The organism is Cryobacterium sp. SO2, assembly GCF_026151165.2.
Lineage (GTDB): Bacteria > Actinomycetota > Actinomycetes > Actinomycetales > Microbacteriaceae > Cryobacterium.
This window is the reverse complement of the sequence record NZ_CP117849.1, coordinates 3,759,036-3,774,125: the sequence shown is the minus strand read 5'-3', so window position 1 is coordinate 3,774,125 and position 15,090 is coordinate 3,759,036. Positions and strand designations below refer to the sequence as shown.

Sequence of the window (15,090 nt, the reverse complement as noted above, 5' to 3'; positions counted from 1 at the left end):
GAGGAGGGGCTAGCCTTCGACAACGGCGTCCGAACCCGGAATTTCGGGTCAGCGCTGCTGCGCGGACCCCGGCACGACGATGCCGTGTTCGTACGCGTAGACAACGGCCTGGATGCGGTCGCGCAGGTCGAGCTTCTGCAGCACCTTGGACACGTGGGTCTTCACCGTCGCCTCGCCGAGGTAGAGCCGCGCGGCGATCTCGGCGTTGGCCAGGCCCAGCGCGATCAGCTCGAAGACCTCCCGCTCCCGGTCGGTGAGCGCGCGCACTGCGGGCGGCTCCGGCCGGAGTACATCGGGTGTCGGCACAGCATCCGCGGGGCCGGAGAGGGCACCGCTTGCGAACCTGGAGATGACCCGGCGGGTGATCTCGGGGGAGAGCAGGGCGTCACCGCGCGCGAGCACCTGCACGGCCGCGACGAGGTCCTCCGGCGAGGAATTCTTGAGCAGGAACCCACTGGCACCGTGCTGCAGCGCGGCGAACAGGTAGTCCTCCCGGTCGAAGGTGGTGAGCACCAGCACGGCGGCCCGGCTGGCGGGGTCGGCCACGATCGCGCGGGTGGCGGTGAGCCCGTCCATGCCCGGCATCTGCACGTCCATGCAGATCACATCGGGCTGCAGCAGGGAGGCCTGCCGGATCGCGGCGGCGCCGTCAGCGGCCTCCCCGACCACGACGATGCCCGGTTCGGACTCGAGGATGATGCGGAACCCCGCCCGCACGAGGGCCTGGTCGTCGACCAGGAGCACGCGGATCGGCGCGCTCATTCGGCGACCGGCCTGGTCGGCACCAACAGATCGGCGGGTGTGAGCGCCTCTGCGGCCGGTGCGGGCGATGCGCCGGCGAGGGGCACCCTGGCGCGCACCAGATAGCCGCCGCGCGGCCGGTTGGCCAGCTCGAGGGTCCCGCCGACGGCCGCGACGCGCTCGCGCATGCCCCGCTGGCCGAGCCCGCCTGCAGCGCCGGGCGCCGGCTCGCCGGAGGTAGGCGCGGCCGGCGGGTGCGATCCCCGGCCGGTGTCTGTGACCTCAAGTTCAATCGCATCCGTCTCGTAGCGCAGCCGCAGCTCGGCCGTCGCGCCGGCACCGGCGTGCTTGCGAGTGTTCGTGAGGGCCTCCTGGGCGATGCGGTACAGGCTCAACCCGATGGTGCCCGGCACTGGGCGAGGGTCGCCGATCACCTGCATCCGCACGCTCAGACCGGCATCGGCATTCTCCTGGGCGAGTTCGGCGAGCTGGTCCACCCCGCGGGTGCTGGTGCTCTGGTGGGCCGGCTGCGCGCCGTCGCAGTCGACATCGTCGGCGCGGAGGGCGCCGAGCATGGTGTGCAGTTCGTCGACGGCGGTGCGGGCGCTCTCCTCGATCACGCTGATGGCTCGGGCGGCGGCGGCCGGGTCTCGGTCCAGGATGCGCCGCGCGGCTCCGGCCTGCACGCCCATCAATGACACGTGATGCGCCACCACGTCATGGAGTTCCCTGGCGATGCGCACCCGCTCGAGGGTGACGGCCTGGCTGGCGGTGCGTTCGCGCTCGGCGGCGAGCTCCAGCGTGCGGGCCTCGAGAGCGGCAGACCGGCGGGCGGCATGCCACGCGGCGTCACCGAAATGGTAGGCGGCCCAGAAGTAGACCAGGTTGAGCAGCACCTGTAGCAACCCGTAGGCGGCGTAGGGGGAGAAGAAGCCCTCCCTGGACAGCTCGGGAATGCTGGTGGCCTGGTTGGCGTGATCGATCAGGGTCCAGAAGAGCCAGATGAACATGCCGGTGATGATGCCCAGGCGCGACCAGCGGGCCAGGATGCGGTTGTGGCTCCAGGCGCCCACCGAATAAATGGCCACATAGAGGCAGATGCTCGAGAACAGGGCGTCGGTGACGCCGATCGACCCGAAGACGCCGAACACGATCGACACCAACAGGGCGACGATTTCGGGGAATCGCCGCCGGGCCGCCAGCGGCAGAGCGATCAGAGCCACCCAGAGGGCGGCGAGCCACCAGGGCGAGTCGTCCATGATGCCGGCGCTGCGGGTGAGGGTGAGGCTCAGCGCGGTACCGCCGGCCAGCCCCAACGCCACCCAGGCATCCACCCGGTAGCCGAGGCGAGGGCCGCGCGGTCGTCGCCATCCGTCGGCCAGAGGGTCGGCGGCCCCTGTCGGCCGGGCGTCGATAGTCATGCCCCCACGCTAGCGCCGCGTCGTTTGCGGCACCTCAGCCCGGAGGGGGAGGCAGTGCTGTTAATCCAGCGATGGTCACCCGATTTTCACTTGCACTGGGTGCGTCGTTGCACTTAGTGTAAGCAGGTGAGGTCCATTACTATCGCTCCCGATCGCCGCGCCGAGCTTAAAGCGCGGCACCGCGAAGCGATTCTGGATGCCGCCGACTCGCTCATCCGCGAGCGCGGCAAGCCGCAGTTCAGCGTCGACGAGCTGGCCGAGCGTGCCGATGTCTCACGGCGCACCGTCTTCAATCATTTCGCCTCCCTCGACGACGTGATCATGACCACCTGCACGCGGTTGCTCAACGTCGTCGTCAACGAGTTCCGCGCGGCGACGACGGCGACCCCGGCGGGAGACGGCACTCTGGTGGCCCTCTTCAACGAGATCACCTCCGCCGTTCGCGCAATCGACCTGCCCACCGTGGTTGCCTACCTGTGGGGAGTGCTCGCCGCCGACGCCGAGAGTGCCCGCACGCCGCACGCTCTCGGCGATGTCTTCACGCGCGCCACCGAGCAACTCTCCGTCGAAATCGCCGACCGTAACCACGCGATCGACGATCTTGAGGTTGCGATCCTGGTCAGCTCGGTGATGAATGGCGTCGCGGTGGTGTCGGGTCACTGGATCGCCCGCACCGGCGGCACACTCGACGACTCGTCCCGAATCGTGTGGGACGAGCTGCTCGACCGGGCCATCGGCTCCATCCGGGCCGGTTACTCCACAGCCTGACCCGACTTACGCTCGAACCTCTCTCCACCCTCTCTCTTCCCGATGACGCGATGCGAGCCCTCCGATAACCCGACTGCACGAGACATCACGAAAGAATCTAAGGAATATGGCATCCCTTCTCTACCGACTCGGTCGGTTCTCCGCCCGCCGAGCGTGGCTGGTCATCGTCGCCTGGGTGGTCATCCTCGGCCTCGCCGGCGGCGCGTTCGCCCTCTTCGGCGGAACACTCACCTCGTCCGTCAGTATCCCGGGCACCGCAACCCAGAAGGTCAGCGATGAGCTGGCCGAGAAGTTCCCCGCCGCCAGCGGAGGACGGGGCACCGTCGTCTTCACCACCACAGACGACTCCGCGTTCACCGCCGAGCAGAAGACCGCGATCGGTGAGCTGCTCACCGGCGCTGTCGGCCTCGACAACGTGAAGTCCTCGACGAACCCGTTCGACACGCAGGCCCAGATCGACGATCAGGCCCAGAAGATCGTCGACGGCCGCCAGCAGATCGTGGACGCCACCGCGCAGATCGATGCCGGCCAGGCGCAGATCGACGCGGCCACCGCGCAGCTCGACGCCGGCCAGGCCCAGCTCGACGCCGCCACCAGCCAGGCCGACGCGGCCGGGCAACTCGCCGCCGCACAGGCGACCCTCGACGCGCAGCAGGCCCAGATCGACGCCGGCCGCGCGACGCTCGCCGAGCAGCAGGCCACGCTGGATGCAAGCCGCACCGAACTGGCGACGCAGAGCACCACGCTCGAAGACGGCTCAGACCTGCTCGACCTGGCCGCAGGCATCCGCCAGGTGTCGACAGACGAGACCACCGCCGTCGCGAGCCTGCAGTTCGACACCTCGCTCAACCAGGTGCCCGCCGAGTCGAAGGAAGCTGTCGTCGACGAGATGGAGAGCGCCGGGATCGACGGCGTCACCGCTGAGGTGTCCAACGACATCGCCGCCAGCATCCCCGAGATCCTCGGCCCGGGCGAGGTCGGCGGTGTGATCGTCGCGGCAATCGTGCTGTTCATCATGCTCGGCACCCTGATCGGTGCTGGACTCCCGCTGCTCAACGCGCTCGTCGGCGTCGGCGTCGGCGTGCTCGCCTCGCTCGCGCTCTCCGGAACCGTTGAGATGCTCTCCGTCACCCCGGTGCTTGGCGTGATGCTCGGCCTCGCGGTCGGCATCGACTACTCGCTCTTCATCCTCAACCGGCACCGCACCCAGCTGCGCAACGGCGTGGCCCTGCAGGAATCGATCGGGCTGGCCAACGGCACCTCGGGCAACGCCGTCGTGTTCGCCGGCGCCACCGTGCTGATCGCCCTGCTCGCCCTCAACCTCACCGGCGTCCCGTTCCTCGGGCTGATGGGTACCGTCGGCGCCGTCTGCGTGTTCGTGGCGATCCTGATCGCGACCACCATGACCCCGGCCCTGCTGGGCCTGGTCGGCACCAAGATCCTCACCAAGAAGGCGCGCGCCCGCATCGGCACCCCCTCTGGCAAGGTCGTGGCACCCGACAAGCCCATGAACACTGTGCGCGCCGTCGTGACCGTGATCGCGGGCATCGCTGTGCTGCTGGTGGTTGCGCTCCCCGCGCTGACCATGCGCCTTGGGCTCCCCGCCGGCTCGTCCGAGCCGCTCGACTCGAGCGCATACCGGGCCTACAAGCTCGTCGACGACAAGTTCGGCGCCGGCGTCAACGGCCCACTGCTCGTGGTCGCCGACCTCGACACCGCCATCACCGACGACGATCTCATCGCCGAACAGGTGCGCATCGGCACCCTGCTCAAGGCGGAGAACGACGTCGTCGCTGTCGCCCCGATCGGCGCCTCCGACGATGACATGCTGCTGGCCTTCCAGGTCATCCCCGAGGAGGGGCCGACCAGCGAATCCACCGAGCAGCTCGTGCGCGACCTGCGCGGCCTCGACATCGACGGCGTCAGCTCCCTCGGCGTCGCCGGCAACGCATCCGGCAACATCGATGTGAGCGAGAAACTCGCCGCCGCCCTGCCGCTGTACCTGCTCGTTGTGGTCGGACTCTCGTTGGTCATCCTGATCTTCGTGTTCCGCTCGATCCTGGTGCCGCTCACGGCCACACTGGGCTTCGTGCTGTCACTGTTCGCCGCGTTCGGCGCCATCACGGCGGTCTTCCAATGGGGCTGGCTCGGCTTCCTGTTCGGCATCCACGATCCGGGCCCCATCCTGAGCTTCCTGCCGATCCTGGTGGTCGGTGTGCTGTTCGGACTGGCGATGGACTACCAGCTGTTCCTGGTCAGCGGGATGCGCGAAGCGTACGCCCACGGCGCTCCGGCGCGGCTGGCCGTGCAGCGCGGTTTCCACGCCGGGCGCACCGTGGTCATCGCGGCCGCGCTGATTATGGCCTCGGTCTTCTCCGGCTTCGTCTTCTCGAACTCGGTGATGATCCAGTCGATCGGCTTCGGTCTCGGCGTCGGCGTGCTGCTGGATGCGTTCGTCGTGCGGCTGCTGATCATCCCGGCCGTGATGCACCTGCTCGGTGACGCGGCCTGGTGGCTGCCGAAGTGGCTCGACCGCATCCTGCCCAACGTGGATGTGGAGGGAGCGTCGCTCGAACGCACGCACCCGATGCACCCGGTGGCCGAGCCCGAGTCTGAGCCCGTCACGGCGCCCACGGTCTAACCGCCAACGGCCTCACCGCCAACGGCCGACACGCGGCCCAGTCCCTCCCCGGGGCTGGGCCGCGTTCTGCGTCTGCTGCGGCTAGGCTGCCGTCCATGACGCTCGACCCGGTGCTGCTGACCTGGCTGCTCGACGCCGATCCGGCGCTCCGCTGGCAGGTCGAGCGTGACCTCGCGGATGCGCCGGAGCGAGTCTGGCGGGCCACCCGGAACCGGATCGCCACCGAAGGGTTCGGCGCCAGGCTGTTGGCCCTGCAGGATGCAGACGGGCAGTGGGCCGGGGGCGCGTTCTTTCCCGGCGACTTCGACTTCACCGGCCCGGAGGCCGCCGACGATGCGGGCCAGCCGTGGACCGCGACCACCTGGTCGCTGAACACCCTGCGCGACTGGGGCCTGGACGCCGCCGTGCTTGCGGGAACCGCCGACCTGCTCGCCGCCAACAGCCGCTGGGAGTACAAAGACCTGCCCTACTGGGGCGGCGAGGTGGACTGCTGTATCAATGCGTACACCCTGGCCAACGGGGTCTGGCTGGGCGCGGACGTCTCGGCGCTGGGCCAGTGGTTCCTCGACCACCGGATGGACGACGGCGGCTGGAACTGCGAGTGGGAGGCCGGATCGACCCGGTCCTCGTTCCATTCCACGCTCAACACGCTCCGAGGTCTGCTGGAGTACGATGCTGCCACCGGCGGCTCCGATGCCCTCCGTGCCGCCCGGCGCAGCGGCGAGGACTACCTGCTCCGGCGCCGGCTGCTGCGCACCCTCTCCACGGGCGAACCCGTGGGGCCGTGGGCCACCCGATTCGCCTACCCGTTCCGGTGGCTCTACAGCGCCCTCAACGCCGCCGACTACTTTCGCGCGGCGGCGCTGCACGACGGGACGCCGCCCGACTCCCGCCTGGCCGAACCGATGGCGGTGATCCGGGCGGCGCGCCGCCCCGACGGCACCTGGCTGCAGGAACGTCGCCACCCCGGCCGGGTCTACTTCGAGGTGGATGTGCCGCCCGGCGAACCGTCGAAATGGCTCACCCTGTATGCCACCCGTGTGCTGGCGTGGTGGGACACCGCTGCGCCCGGCTGACGACGCGGAAGGACACCGGCGAGGTCAGGCTTCGCCCGGCAACGCCGCATCCTGCGCGTGCGCCTGAGCGGATTGCTCCTGGGTGGCGGCCCAGCTGGCGAACATGCTCAGGGCATCGTGGCTGGCCGAGCCGGGCTCGGTGCCGTAGACGATCAGCGCGAGGCCAGGGTCGGCGGGCAGGTCCATCGACTCGAAGGTGAGGTGCGCCGGAGGCCGGCGACGCGGCGGTTGCCGCCGTAGGCCGGCAGGCCCGCCTGCTCCGGCGTGATCCTCGCCCGCCGACTGGCCAGGAATTCACGGATGTCGCTCTGAGTGCTCACCCGTTTAATCTACGCGGCGGCCCGGCCGGATGAGAGGCCCTGCCAGTACCTGCCCAGCCGAGCGGGGCTAGGGGGTAAGGATGCGGCGGGTGCGGTTGAGCTCGGGCGCGGGGGAGTCCCAGAGGGCCACGACCTCCGCGGCCAGGCGGGGCTCGAGCCCGTCGAGGGCGCGCACCGCGAAGATCACCGCGGCGGCGGTGTCGCCGGCCTTGGCGAAGCCGTGCCCCACCGCCCTGGTCCAGGTCTCGGCCGCGGCCTTGGCGCTGGCATAGTTGGCGCCGCCGGGTGTGGGCGCATCCACCGACACCGACGACACGATCGCCAGCCGGCCGTTGAGGGAGGCCAGCAGGTCGGCGTTGAACGCCCGGGTGGTGTTGCGCAGCGTGCCGATCACCCGTTTGTGCAGGAACGCCCAGTCCTCGTCGGTCTGGCCGTCGAGCCCGCCGCCGCCGCGCCAGCCGCCCACCAGGTGCACCAGGCCGTCGATGGGCCCGTGCTCGGCGTGCACCGCCGCGGCCAGGGCGGTCACCTGGGCGAAGTCGGCCAGGTCGCAGACGTACACGGATGCGTCCGGCGCCACCTGAAGCACCCGCCGCAGGTGCTCCGGATTGGACCCGACGGCCAGCACCCGGGCACCCGCACCCGCCAGGGCGGCCGCGACGGCCACCCCGGCAGGGCTGGTGGCCCCGGCGATGAGCACGGTGTGCCCGGCGACGCCGGGTGCGGCCGCCACTGGCTCAGGCATCCGCCGTGATGCCCACGGTCGACTCGATGACCGGCTTCATCTTCTTGTCGAGCGCCTCGAAGAACATTGAGAGCGGGAACTCGTCGTCGAGGACGAGGTCGGTGTAGCCCTTCGGCGCCCCGGCGAGCACCTCCAGCGGCAGCCCGCGCGCCCAGGTGGACGCCGGATTGGGCGTAAGGGTGTGGGTGAGCATCTCGTAGGCGGCCAGCCAGTGCGCCTTCTTCGGCCGGTCGATCGACGCCCAGTAGAGCTCGTCGATCGTGGCGCCGAGCGCGATGACCGCCTCGGGCACCGCGTCCCAGTCGAACGAGAGCGCCGTGTCCGTCCAGTGCAGCACGTGGTGCTGGTGCAGCCAGGCGAACAGCAGCTGCCCGCCCAGGCCGTCGTAGTTCCGCACCCTCGTGCCGGTGATCGAGAACCTGAAGATGCGGTCGAAGATCACGGCGTACTGCACAAGCTTCGCGTGCCGGCGCGCCTCCGGGCTGGCGGCGGCGTCGCGTTCGATCTTCACCGATTCGCGGAACGCCGTGAGGTCGCAGCGCAGTTCCTCGAGCGAGTAGAGGAAGAACGGCATCCGCTGCTTGATCATGAACGGGTCGAACGGCAGGTCGCCGCGCATGTGGGTGCGGTCGTGGATGAGGTCCCACATCACGAAGGTCTCTTCGGTGAGGTGCTGGTCGTCCAGCAGCGCGGCGGCCTCCGCCGGCAGCTCGAGCCGGGTGATCTCGGCGGCGGCGCGCACCACCCGGCGGAACCTGGCGGCCTCGCGGTCGGCGAAGATCGCGCCCCAGGTGAACGTGGGGATCTGCCGCATCGCCACGGTCTCGGGGAACAGCACCGCCGAATTGGTGTCGTAGCCGGCCGTGAAGTCGAGAAAACGGATGGGCACGAACAGCTTGTTCGTGTACTCCAGTTCCAGCTCGGCCACGAACTCCGGCCAGATCACCTCGATCAGCACGGCCTCGACCAGCCGGTTGGCGCTGCCGTTCTGCGTGTACATCGGGAACACCACGAGGTGCCGGATGCCGTCGACCCGGTGCTGCTGAGGCTGGAAGGCCAGCAGCGAGTCGTAGAAGTCGGGCACGCCGAACCCCTCGGCCACCCAGCGGTCGAAGTCGACCACGGCGGCGGCCAGGTAGGCGGCGTCGTGCGGGAAGTGCTTGGCGAGCTCGCTGATGGCTGAGGTGATCTCGGTGACGGAGGTGCGGGCATCCGCGTGCGCGCCCGGCTCGGGGATCGAGCCGTCCTGCGCCTGCGCGGCCTGCAGCGCGGCGGCGGCATGCTTGAGCCGCAGCCACGCGGGGGAGGCGACCAGGGTGACGTCTTCGAGAACCTCGGGCTCACCGACCAGTGCATCTGCAATGTAATTCGACATGGGAACCTCCCGTCCTCGTGAATGCCGCGAGCGCGGCGGGCTAGAGCGCACACCGATGTGCGCCGCCACCAGCGTATCCGGGGCTCGACGGCGTTTTCATGCGGGATTCCGCACTGAATCGCCGTGTTCGGCCGGTTTCGCGCCGGATAGCGTCGCCGGCGCGCCGAGTTCGCCCACTTGCCGCAAAATGCCCCTTCAGCGCTCGTGATGGGGACTTTTGCGGCAACTCGCGAAGGGGCTCATCCACCTGGATAGTTGTCACATGGACATCGAACACGATCTGGAGGACCTGGCGCAGCGGGCTCTCGGCCTGCTCGGCGAGAACGGTCGCATCATCGTGGGCATCACGGGCAGCCCGGGGGCGGGGAAGACCACCCTGGCGAAGGAGCTGGTGGATCACCTCAACGATGGCACCGGCGGCCGGGCGGTGTACCTGCCGATGGACGGTTTCCACCTCGCCAACGCCACCCTCGACCGCCTCGGCATCCACGATCGCAAGGGTGCCATCGATACCTTCGACGGCTGGGGCTTCGTCGCCCTGCTAAACCGGGTGCTCGCCGAACGGGGCCACCCGGTGTACGCGCCGAGCTTCGAGCGCACCGTCGACGAGGGCATCGCCGGGGAGGTCGCGATTCCGCCAGAGGCCGAGATCGTGGTCGTGGAGGGCAACTACCTGCTCGTGGACCAGGAACCGTGGAACCGGATCCCGGGCCTGCTCGCCGAGGCGTGGTTCTGCGAGACCGCGGCCGATGAACGGCTCACCCGCCTGGTCGACCGGCACACCCGGCACGGACGCAGCCCGGAGGACGCCCACGCCTGGGCGAGTTCGGTGGACGGCGCGAACGCCATCCTCATCCAGGCGACCAGGCCGCGCGCTGACCTGATCGTCTCCGGGGCGGCTCCGACCGGGGCCTAACGGCGCACCCGCCGGACGACCTCGATGCCACGCATCCGGTTCGCTCGTGATCGACTTCGCCGCGTAGGCCAGCCCCAAAAGAGGGCTGCGAGGCAGGCTCGCGGAGGAATACCCTGTGACTGTCTAGACGGCCGATGTTCGGGGGGAACAGTCATGATGAGTTCAGGTTCACACGGTCGACGCGACCGGTTCCGCCGCCTCACGTTTGCGGCGGCACTCGCGGTGTCCGCGCTCGTTCTCACCGGATGCGCCGCCTCCTCGGCGTCACCGGCCCAGACACCGTCACCGACGGTGCCCACGGCATCCGTCGCGGCGACCCCAACCCCGACCGCGACACCCACCGCTCTCACCGCTGACACTCCCATCGACGCCCTTGCCGCTTGGGCGATGTGCAAGGGACTCGGCGACGATGGCGGCCAGAGTCTGCACCAGATGACCAGGCTCTACGAGCCCGGCAACATCGTCGCGGCCGACGGAGGGTTCACCGTGCAGCTCATCGGCGACGTGGGCGCCCGCAGCGCCACCGATTCGTGGTGCGAGGTCTCCGGAACCTTCGGCGACCCGCAGGCGACGTTCCACCTGCTGCTGGCCGAACCCGTGGACGTCTCGCCCAGTGCCCCCTTCACCGCCGTCGCCCCGGCCGCGGGCGAGCGCACCGAGGGCACACCGATCGACGCGCTCACGGCCTGGGCGATGTGCAAGGGGTTCGAACGCGGGATGCCCCTGGACCTCGAGGGCCAAACCGGCACCGCGACGAATGACTACGACCCGAGGTTCGTCGTCGACACCGACGGCACCTTCACGGTCTACATCCTCGGGTCGGCCGCCTCCACCGAGCAGACCGCGACCTGCACAATCTCCGGACCGCTCGGCGACCCGACGGCGGAGTACCTGTTGCCTCGTTAGCCCACCGGCTAACCTGCAGCCATGTCGGATGCCGTGCCCCGTACCAGCCACACCGCGGAGGAGGTGCGGTCGGCGCTCGCCGCTGTGGCCGACCTCGAGCGCGCCGCCGGGGCTGCCCGCTACTTCCAGACCGGGCCGGGGCAATACGCCGAGGGTGATGTCTTCGTCGGAGTCACGGTGCCGCAGACCCGAGCCGTGGTCAGGCGGTTCCCGGCCCTGCCGCTGAGCGATACCGAGCTGCTTGTGGCCAGTCCAGTGCACGAGCACCGCCTCGCTGCGCTGCTCATCCTCGTGGCCCAGTTCGGCCGCGCCAGCGCCCCACGCACCCGGGATGAGCCGGAGCGGCGGGCGCTGGCCGAGTTCTACCTCGCGCAGGTGCGGGCCGGCCGGGTGAACAACTGGGACCTCGTCGACTCGTCCGCGCCGGGCCTGCTCGGCGAGTACCTGTTCGACCGGCCCCACGGGCTGCTCGACGGACTCGCCGCCAGCGACATCCTCTGGCAGCGACGCGTGGCGGTGATCGCCACCCAGGCCTTCATCCGTCGCGGCGATGCGTCGACCACCTTCCACTTGGCCGCGCGACTGCTGGCAGACCCGGAACCGCTGATGCACAATGCCGTGGGCTGGATGCTGCGCGAGGTGGGCGCGCGCGTCGACCGTGACCTGCTCATCGGATTCCTCGACGAGCACGCCGGGCGGATGCCGCGCACGATGCTCAGCTACGCCACCGAGCACTTGACGCCGGAACTGCGTGCGCACTACCGGGCGCTGCCTCGCTGACCGTCCGCTTGCGAGGGCTCGCGATCGCCCCTCGCCGCCACCTCCTCCAGCGGGTCAGTCTAGGATCGCGTTGCGCACATCTTCGCGCTCAAGCATGGCTGCGCACCACAGAAAATGACCATCGGAATCGTCGACACCAAAGAGTGAATTTGTGATGACTGCGTAGGCCGCACGATAGAGGCCATACCTCATCGGGTCATGACCAAATCTGAGAAGAAATACCGAACTGAGAATGCGCTCGGATTCACGCCCATTAGTTCCGTACATGTCGAAAATGCTCGCCGTTATCGCTGCATCAAATGCGGGGTCGCCCAACGTGGTCATGAAACCGAAATCGACGACTCCTGTCACTTCGTCATCCTCCACGAGAATGTTGGCCGGAATCAAATCACCATGAATGAGACTTGCCGGACTCACCGTTGGAAGCGCCCGCAGCCGAACAAGAAGGGCACCCACCAGCTCATCGATGTCACCGATCTTCTGACGCAAGAGCGCTGAGTGAGCGTCCAACCGCCATTGGGTGAGGTCCGCCAGGTTGACCGCGAACGAGGAATCGTTCTCGAACGATGGCTCGCCGGGAAGGATTGGTAATACCACGAGGCCAGGTTCAATACCTCGGGCCAAGCCTGCCAACGCATCCCCCATCAGGCGCGCTTCTTTGTCGCTGACAATCGGAGGATCGACGAGATTGTCGAGGCGCACCGGCCTGCCGTGAACCCTGTGCTCGATAGTCACCGGTTGGCCCTCACCCTCTAACAATTCAAGGGCCCGCGATGTGCGAAACGGGACAGACGACCGTCCAAGAGCAGCGCCAAAACGCACGAGGCTGAGGAGATCGGCGCGGTCACGGCCGTGCCACACCTTCGCGACTACATCAGAAGAAAGGGCGACGACGGTTCCTTCCATGCCTGTGCCCAGCGTCTCGCCGGGCGTCCAGCCGCGCCCACGCAAAATGGTGAGAGTCCGTTCGTCCATCAACCCAGACTAGGACCCAGACCGCGTCTGCCCAGATCTGCGATTTCTTGCGCGTTGTTTGCCCTATCTGTTCATCGGACACCCCCAGCATCGGCACTGCTCACGGCCCGCCGGGGCAGCGTAAGGCTAGAGCCGAGAGTTATGCCGGACGATCATCACAATTGCTAGTCCCGCAAGAGCGAGCAGAATCATGGCGACGAAATACACCCACGGAACGAGAGCGCCTCCCGTGGCCACGTTGGCAACGATGAGGATGACAGTGAGAAACTGCGTTGCCCTTAATTGATCCTCAACGTTCAATCAGAACACAGGGGCCTTGTCGCATTCTCGATAGGACCCGCAGGGGAGTCGCATCGGTAGATGATCGGTCGTTCTACCTGACCGGTTGACGGGATCCCCTCCGTAGGACACACTGCGTCTCGATACTCAGTCTGAATCCGCCGCTAAGGCCTGCGACTGCTCCGACCTGTCTCGCATCGAACGGTTGGTGTTGGTGCATGGGCTGGGAATCTCCACCCCCATGTGCATCGCGTCAGGCGAATCGCCTCGAACGAGAAGTCAGAGTCAGCCTCGGCCGGGACAGACACGCCGAGTCACGGCTGATCATGGATGTGGCGACCCCGGTGACTCCCGGGTCGGACAAGCTAGTCGGTCTTGCTGACCTCAGTGAACAGGGCACCCTGGGCAGCGCCGGAACCGGATGCCCCGCCGCCCTTGCCGCGCAGCACGAAGGCCGCGCCGACCGCCACGATGGCGCCGACGATCGGGCCGGCTGCGTAGACCCAGAAGTCGGTGAAGTTGCCGCTGGCGAGGTCAGGGCCGAACGTGCGGGCCGGGTTCATCGACGTTCCCGAGATGGGGCTGCCCCATAGTCCGGCGAGGGCGATGTAGGCGCCCACTCCGAACGCGCCGAACAGGCCCACGTTCTGGGCGCCGGAGGCGGTGCCGAGGATGACGCTGACGAGGCCGAGCGTCAGCAGGGCCTCCATCCAGAACGCCGCTCCGGCGGAGTAGTTCGCGGCCGGGTAGTTCGAGCCGTAGCGCGACGACACGCCGATGACGGCGGTCAGGAGCAGGCTGGCGAGCGTCGCGCCGATGAGCTGGACGACGATGTAGCCCGGAACGCGGCGCCACGGGAAGTCGCCGCGCAGCGCGAACGCGATGCTGACGGCCGGGTTCAGGTGGGCGCCCGAGACCTTGCCCATGAACAGGATGACGCCCAGCACCATCAGTCCTGGCGCCACGACGGCCGCCTGCCGGCTGATCACGCCGGGGAACGCCTCGCTCATCATGCCGCCCCCAGCGGCGACGATGACGAGCAGGAAAGTGCCGTACAGCTCCGAGAACAGCCGGCGCCACTCCTGTTTGGGATCGGAGAAGTTCTGGATGCGGTCCAGGACGCTCTCAGGGACCACCTCCCCGACGGTGGTATTCATGCGAGTCCCTTGCCGTAGACGACGTTCCAGTCGTTCTTCACGCTGACAACGGTCCAACCCAACTCGGCAGCCCTGGTAAAGGCGCGTTCCGCGCCGGCTGTGTATTCGAACTCGCGGGTGTCGTCGTCGTGCTGGATGATGACCGCGAACCGGGCGGACTCGAGCATCTCGATGTCGACATCCGCGTTGCCGCCCGCGATGATCGGAAGCCGGCCGGTCTGCGCGAAGATGTGCTCCGGCTTGCCCGGTCCGATGTCGAGTCCGCCGAGCACCTGTTCACCCCGCACGATGCCGCCATCGACGTAGGTGTACTCGGCGGCGGTACCGATCACGTTCTCTTTATTGATGCCCCACGCTTCTTCGGCGAAGGCGCGCATGAAGTCCCGGCCGCCGCCCGAGCAGACAAAAACCCGGAACTTGTTCGCGGTGAGGTACTCGATGAGTTCCAGCATGGGCTTGTAGATCAAGTCGATGTAGGGAACGCCGAACTTGGGCTGCTTCACCGTCTGGAGCCAGACGCGCACCTCAGCGTCGAATACCTCAGGAGTTGTTCCCGCCCACGACCGGCTGAAGGCGGCGAACAGGGTCGAGATCGCCTCGGGGTCTTGGGTGGCGACGCCGGCCAGGAAGCTCATGTCGTGGGCCAGCAGACCCTTGTACGGCTCGACCTGGGCGAGAGCAGGATTCGCCTTGACCTCTTCGCCCCACTTACGGAACACGAAGTCGAACTGCGGCGGCAGCGGCTGCTCCGACCACAATGTGCCATCGTTGTCGAACGCCGCGATCCGGTCGGCGACCTCGACGAAATCGTCACCCGGCGTGATCGCCCCAGCGACGAAGTCCACAATGGCCTGCTTCGCAGGGCCCTCGTTCCAACTTGGCAACACAGATCCAGCCATAGAGGCACTCCTCAATGCGTCCCGTTGGCCCTCAGACCGAGCCAGCCGACATCATGTCGGCGTGGAAGCGGCCGCGCATCACCCGCCCAGG

14 protein-coding genes and 1 pseudogene are annotated in these 15,090 nt (G+C 68.3%); 6 read left to right on the top strand and 9 right to left on the bottom strand.

Annotated features, from left to right (window positions below; genetic code table 11):
- Positions 1 to 48: 48 nt before the first annotated feature.
- Both BJQ94_RS17785 and BJQ94_RS17780 read right to left on the bottom strand, forming a co-directional pair.
- A complete protein-coding gene (locus BJQ94_RS17785; RefSeq protein ID WP_265398345.1) occupies positions 49 to 762 on the bottom strand; it encodes a response regulator transcription factor in 714 nt (237 codons plus the stop codon).
- Complete coding sequence (locus BJQ94_RS17780; RefSeq protein ID WP_265398344.1) at positions 759 to 2,162, bottom strand: sensor histidine kinase; 1,404 nt, start codon at positions 2,160 to 2,162, stop codon at positions 759 to 761. Before BJQ94_RS17780 ends, BJQ94_RS17785 begins: the two co-directional genes overlap by 4 nt.
- A 126-nt stretch (positions 2,163 to 2,288) precedes the next feature.
- Between BJQ94_RS17780 and BJQ94_RS17775 the strand changes: the two genes are divergently transcribed.
- The 3 genes from BJQ94_RS17775 (at position 2,289) to BJQ94_RS17765 (ending at position 6,647) form a co-directional block, all read left to right on the top strand.
- Positions 2,289 to 2,930: a TetR/AcrR family transcriptional regulator gene (locus BJQ94_RS17775; RefSeq protein ID WP_265398343.1), complete on the top strand. Its 642-nt coding sequence runs from the start codon at positions 2,289 to 2,291 to the stop codon at positions 2,928 to 2,930.
- Between the two features lie 106 nt (positions 2,931 to 3,036).
- Complete coding sequence (locus BJQ94_RS17770) at positions 3,037 to 5,571, top strand: MMPL family transporter (RefSeq protein WP_265398342.1); 2,535 nt, start codon at positions 3,037 to 3,039, stop codon at positions 5,569 to 5,571.
- A 95-nt stretch (positions 5,572 to 5,666) separates the two neighbouring features.
- Positions 5,667 to 6,647 (top strand): squalene cyclase, encoded by a 981-nt coding sequence (locus BJQ94_RS17765; protein WP_265398341.1) that lies wholly within the window; start codon positions 5,667 to 5,669, stop codon positions 6,645 to 6,647.
- 24 nt (positions 6,648 to 6,671) lie between these two features.
- Here the strand turns inward: BJQ94_RS17765 and BJQ94_RS17760 are convergent, their stop codons facing one another.
- The 4 genes and pseudogenes from BJQ94_RS17760 to BJQ94_RS17745 all read right to left on the bottom strand — a co-directional run bounded on the left by BJQ94_RS17760 (position 6,672) and on the right by BJQ94_RS17745 (position 9,087).
- On the bottom strand, positions 6,672 to 6,833 hold the full coding sequence (locus BJQ94_RS17760) for a hypothetical protein (protein WP_265398340.1): 162 nt from the start codon (positions 6,831 to 6,833) through the stop codon (positions 6,672 to 6,674).
- Between the two features lie 17 nt (positions 6,834 to 6,850).
- Positions 6,851 to 6,967: pseudogene (locus BJQ94_RS17755) on the bottom strand (transcriptional regulator); the annotation flags it as partial.
- Positions 6,968 to 7,034: 67 nt separating this feature from the next.
- Positions 7,035 to 7,712, bottom strand: coding sequence for an SDR family NAD(P)-dependent oxidoreductase (locus BJQ94_RS17750; protein WP_265398339.1), 678 nt, complete (start codon positions 7,710 to 7,712; stop codon positions 7,035 to 7,037).
- Positions 7,705 to 9,087 carry a DUF6421 family protein gene (locus tag BJQ94_RS17745; protein ID WP_265398338.1) on the bottom strand — a complete coding sequence of 461 codons (1,383 nt, stop codon included), beginning with the start codon at positions 9,085 to 9,087 and terminating at the stop codon, positions 7,705 to 7,707. The genes BJQ94_RS17750 and BJQ94_RS17745 overlap by 8 nt, the downstream gene beginning before the upstream one ends.
- Before the next feature lie 262 nt (positions 9,088 to 9,349).
- Here BJQ94_RS17745 and BJQ94_RS17740 point away from each other — a divergent pair, with 262 nt between their 5' ends.
- The 3 genes from BJQ94_RS17740 (at position 9,350) to BJQ94_RS17730 (ending at position 11,689) form a co-directional block, all read left to right on the top strand.
- Positions 9,350 to 10,003: a nucleoside/nucleotide kinase family protein gene (locus BJQ94_RS17740; protein WP_265398337.1), complete on the top strand. Its 654-nt coding sequence runs from the start codon at positions 9,350 to 9,352 to the stop codon at positions 10,001 to 10,003.
- 153 nt (positions 10,004 to 10,156) lie between these two features.
- Entirely contained in the window at positions 10,157 to 10,909 is a 753-nt protein-coding gene (locus BJQ94_RS17735) for a hypothetical protein (RefSeq protein ID WP_265398336.1), read from the top strand.
- A 21-nt stretch (positions 10,910 to 10,930) separates the two neighbouring features.
- Positions 10,931 to 11,689 carry a DNA alkylation repair protein gene (locus BJQ94_RS17730; protein ID WP_265398335.1) on the top strand — a complete coding sequence of 253 codons (759 nt, stop codon included), beginning with the start codon at positions 10,931 to 10,933 and terminating at the stop codon, positions 11,687 to 11,689.
- A 54-nt stretch (positions 11,690 to 11,743) separates the two neighbouring features.
- Here BJQ94_RS17730 and BJQ94_RS17725 read toward each other — a convergent pair whose 3' ends face one another.
- The 3 genes from BJQ94_RS17725 to BJQ94_RS17715 all read right to left on the bottom strand — a co-directional run bounded on the left by BJQ94_RS17725 (position 11,744) and on the right by BJQ94_RS17715 (position 14,999).
- Positions 11,744 to 12,664: an aminoglycoside phosphotransferase family protein gene (locus BJQ94_RS17725; protein WP_265398334.1), complete on the bottom strand. Its 921-nt coding sequence runs from the start codon at positions 12,662 to 12,664 to the stop codon at positions 11,744 to 11,746.
- 644 nt (positions 12,665 to 13,308) lie between these two features.
- The gene (locus BJQ94_RS17720; RefSeq protein ID WP_265398333.1) at positions 13,309 to 14,100 is read right to left on the bottom strand and encodes an aquaporin; all 792 of its coding nucleotides are present in this window, start codon (positions 14,098 to 14,100) and stop codon (positions 13,309 to 13,311) included.
- Positions 14,097 to 14,999, bottom strand: a complete 903-nt coding sequence (locus BJQ94_RS17715; protein WP_265398332.1) for an HAD family hydrolase — start codon at positions 14,997 to 14,999, stop codon at positions 14,097 to 14,099. Before BJQ94_RS17715 ends, BJQ94_RS17720 begins: the two co-directional genes overlap by 4 nt.
- Positions 15,000 to 15,090 lie beyond the last annotated feature (91 nt).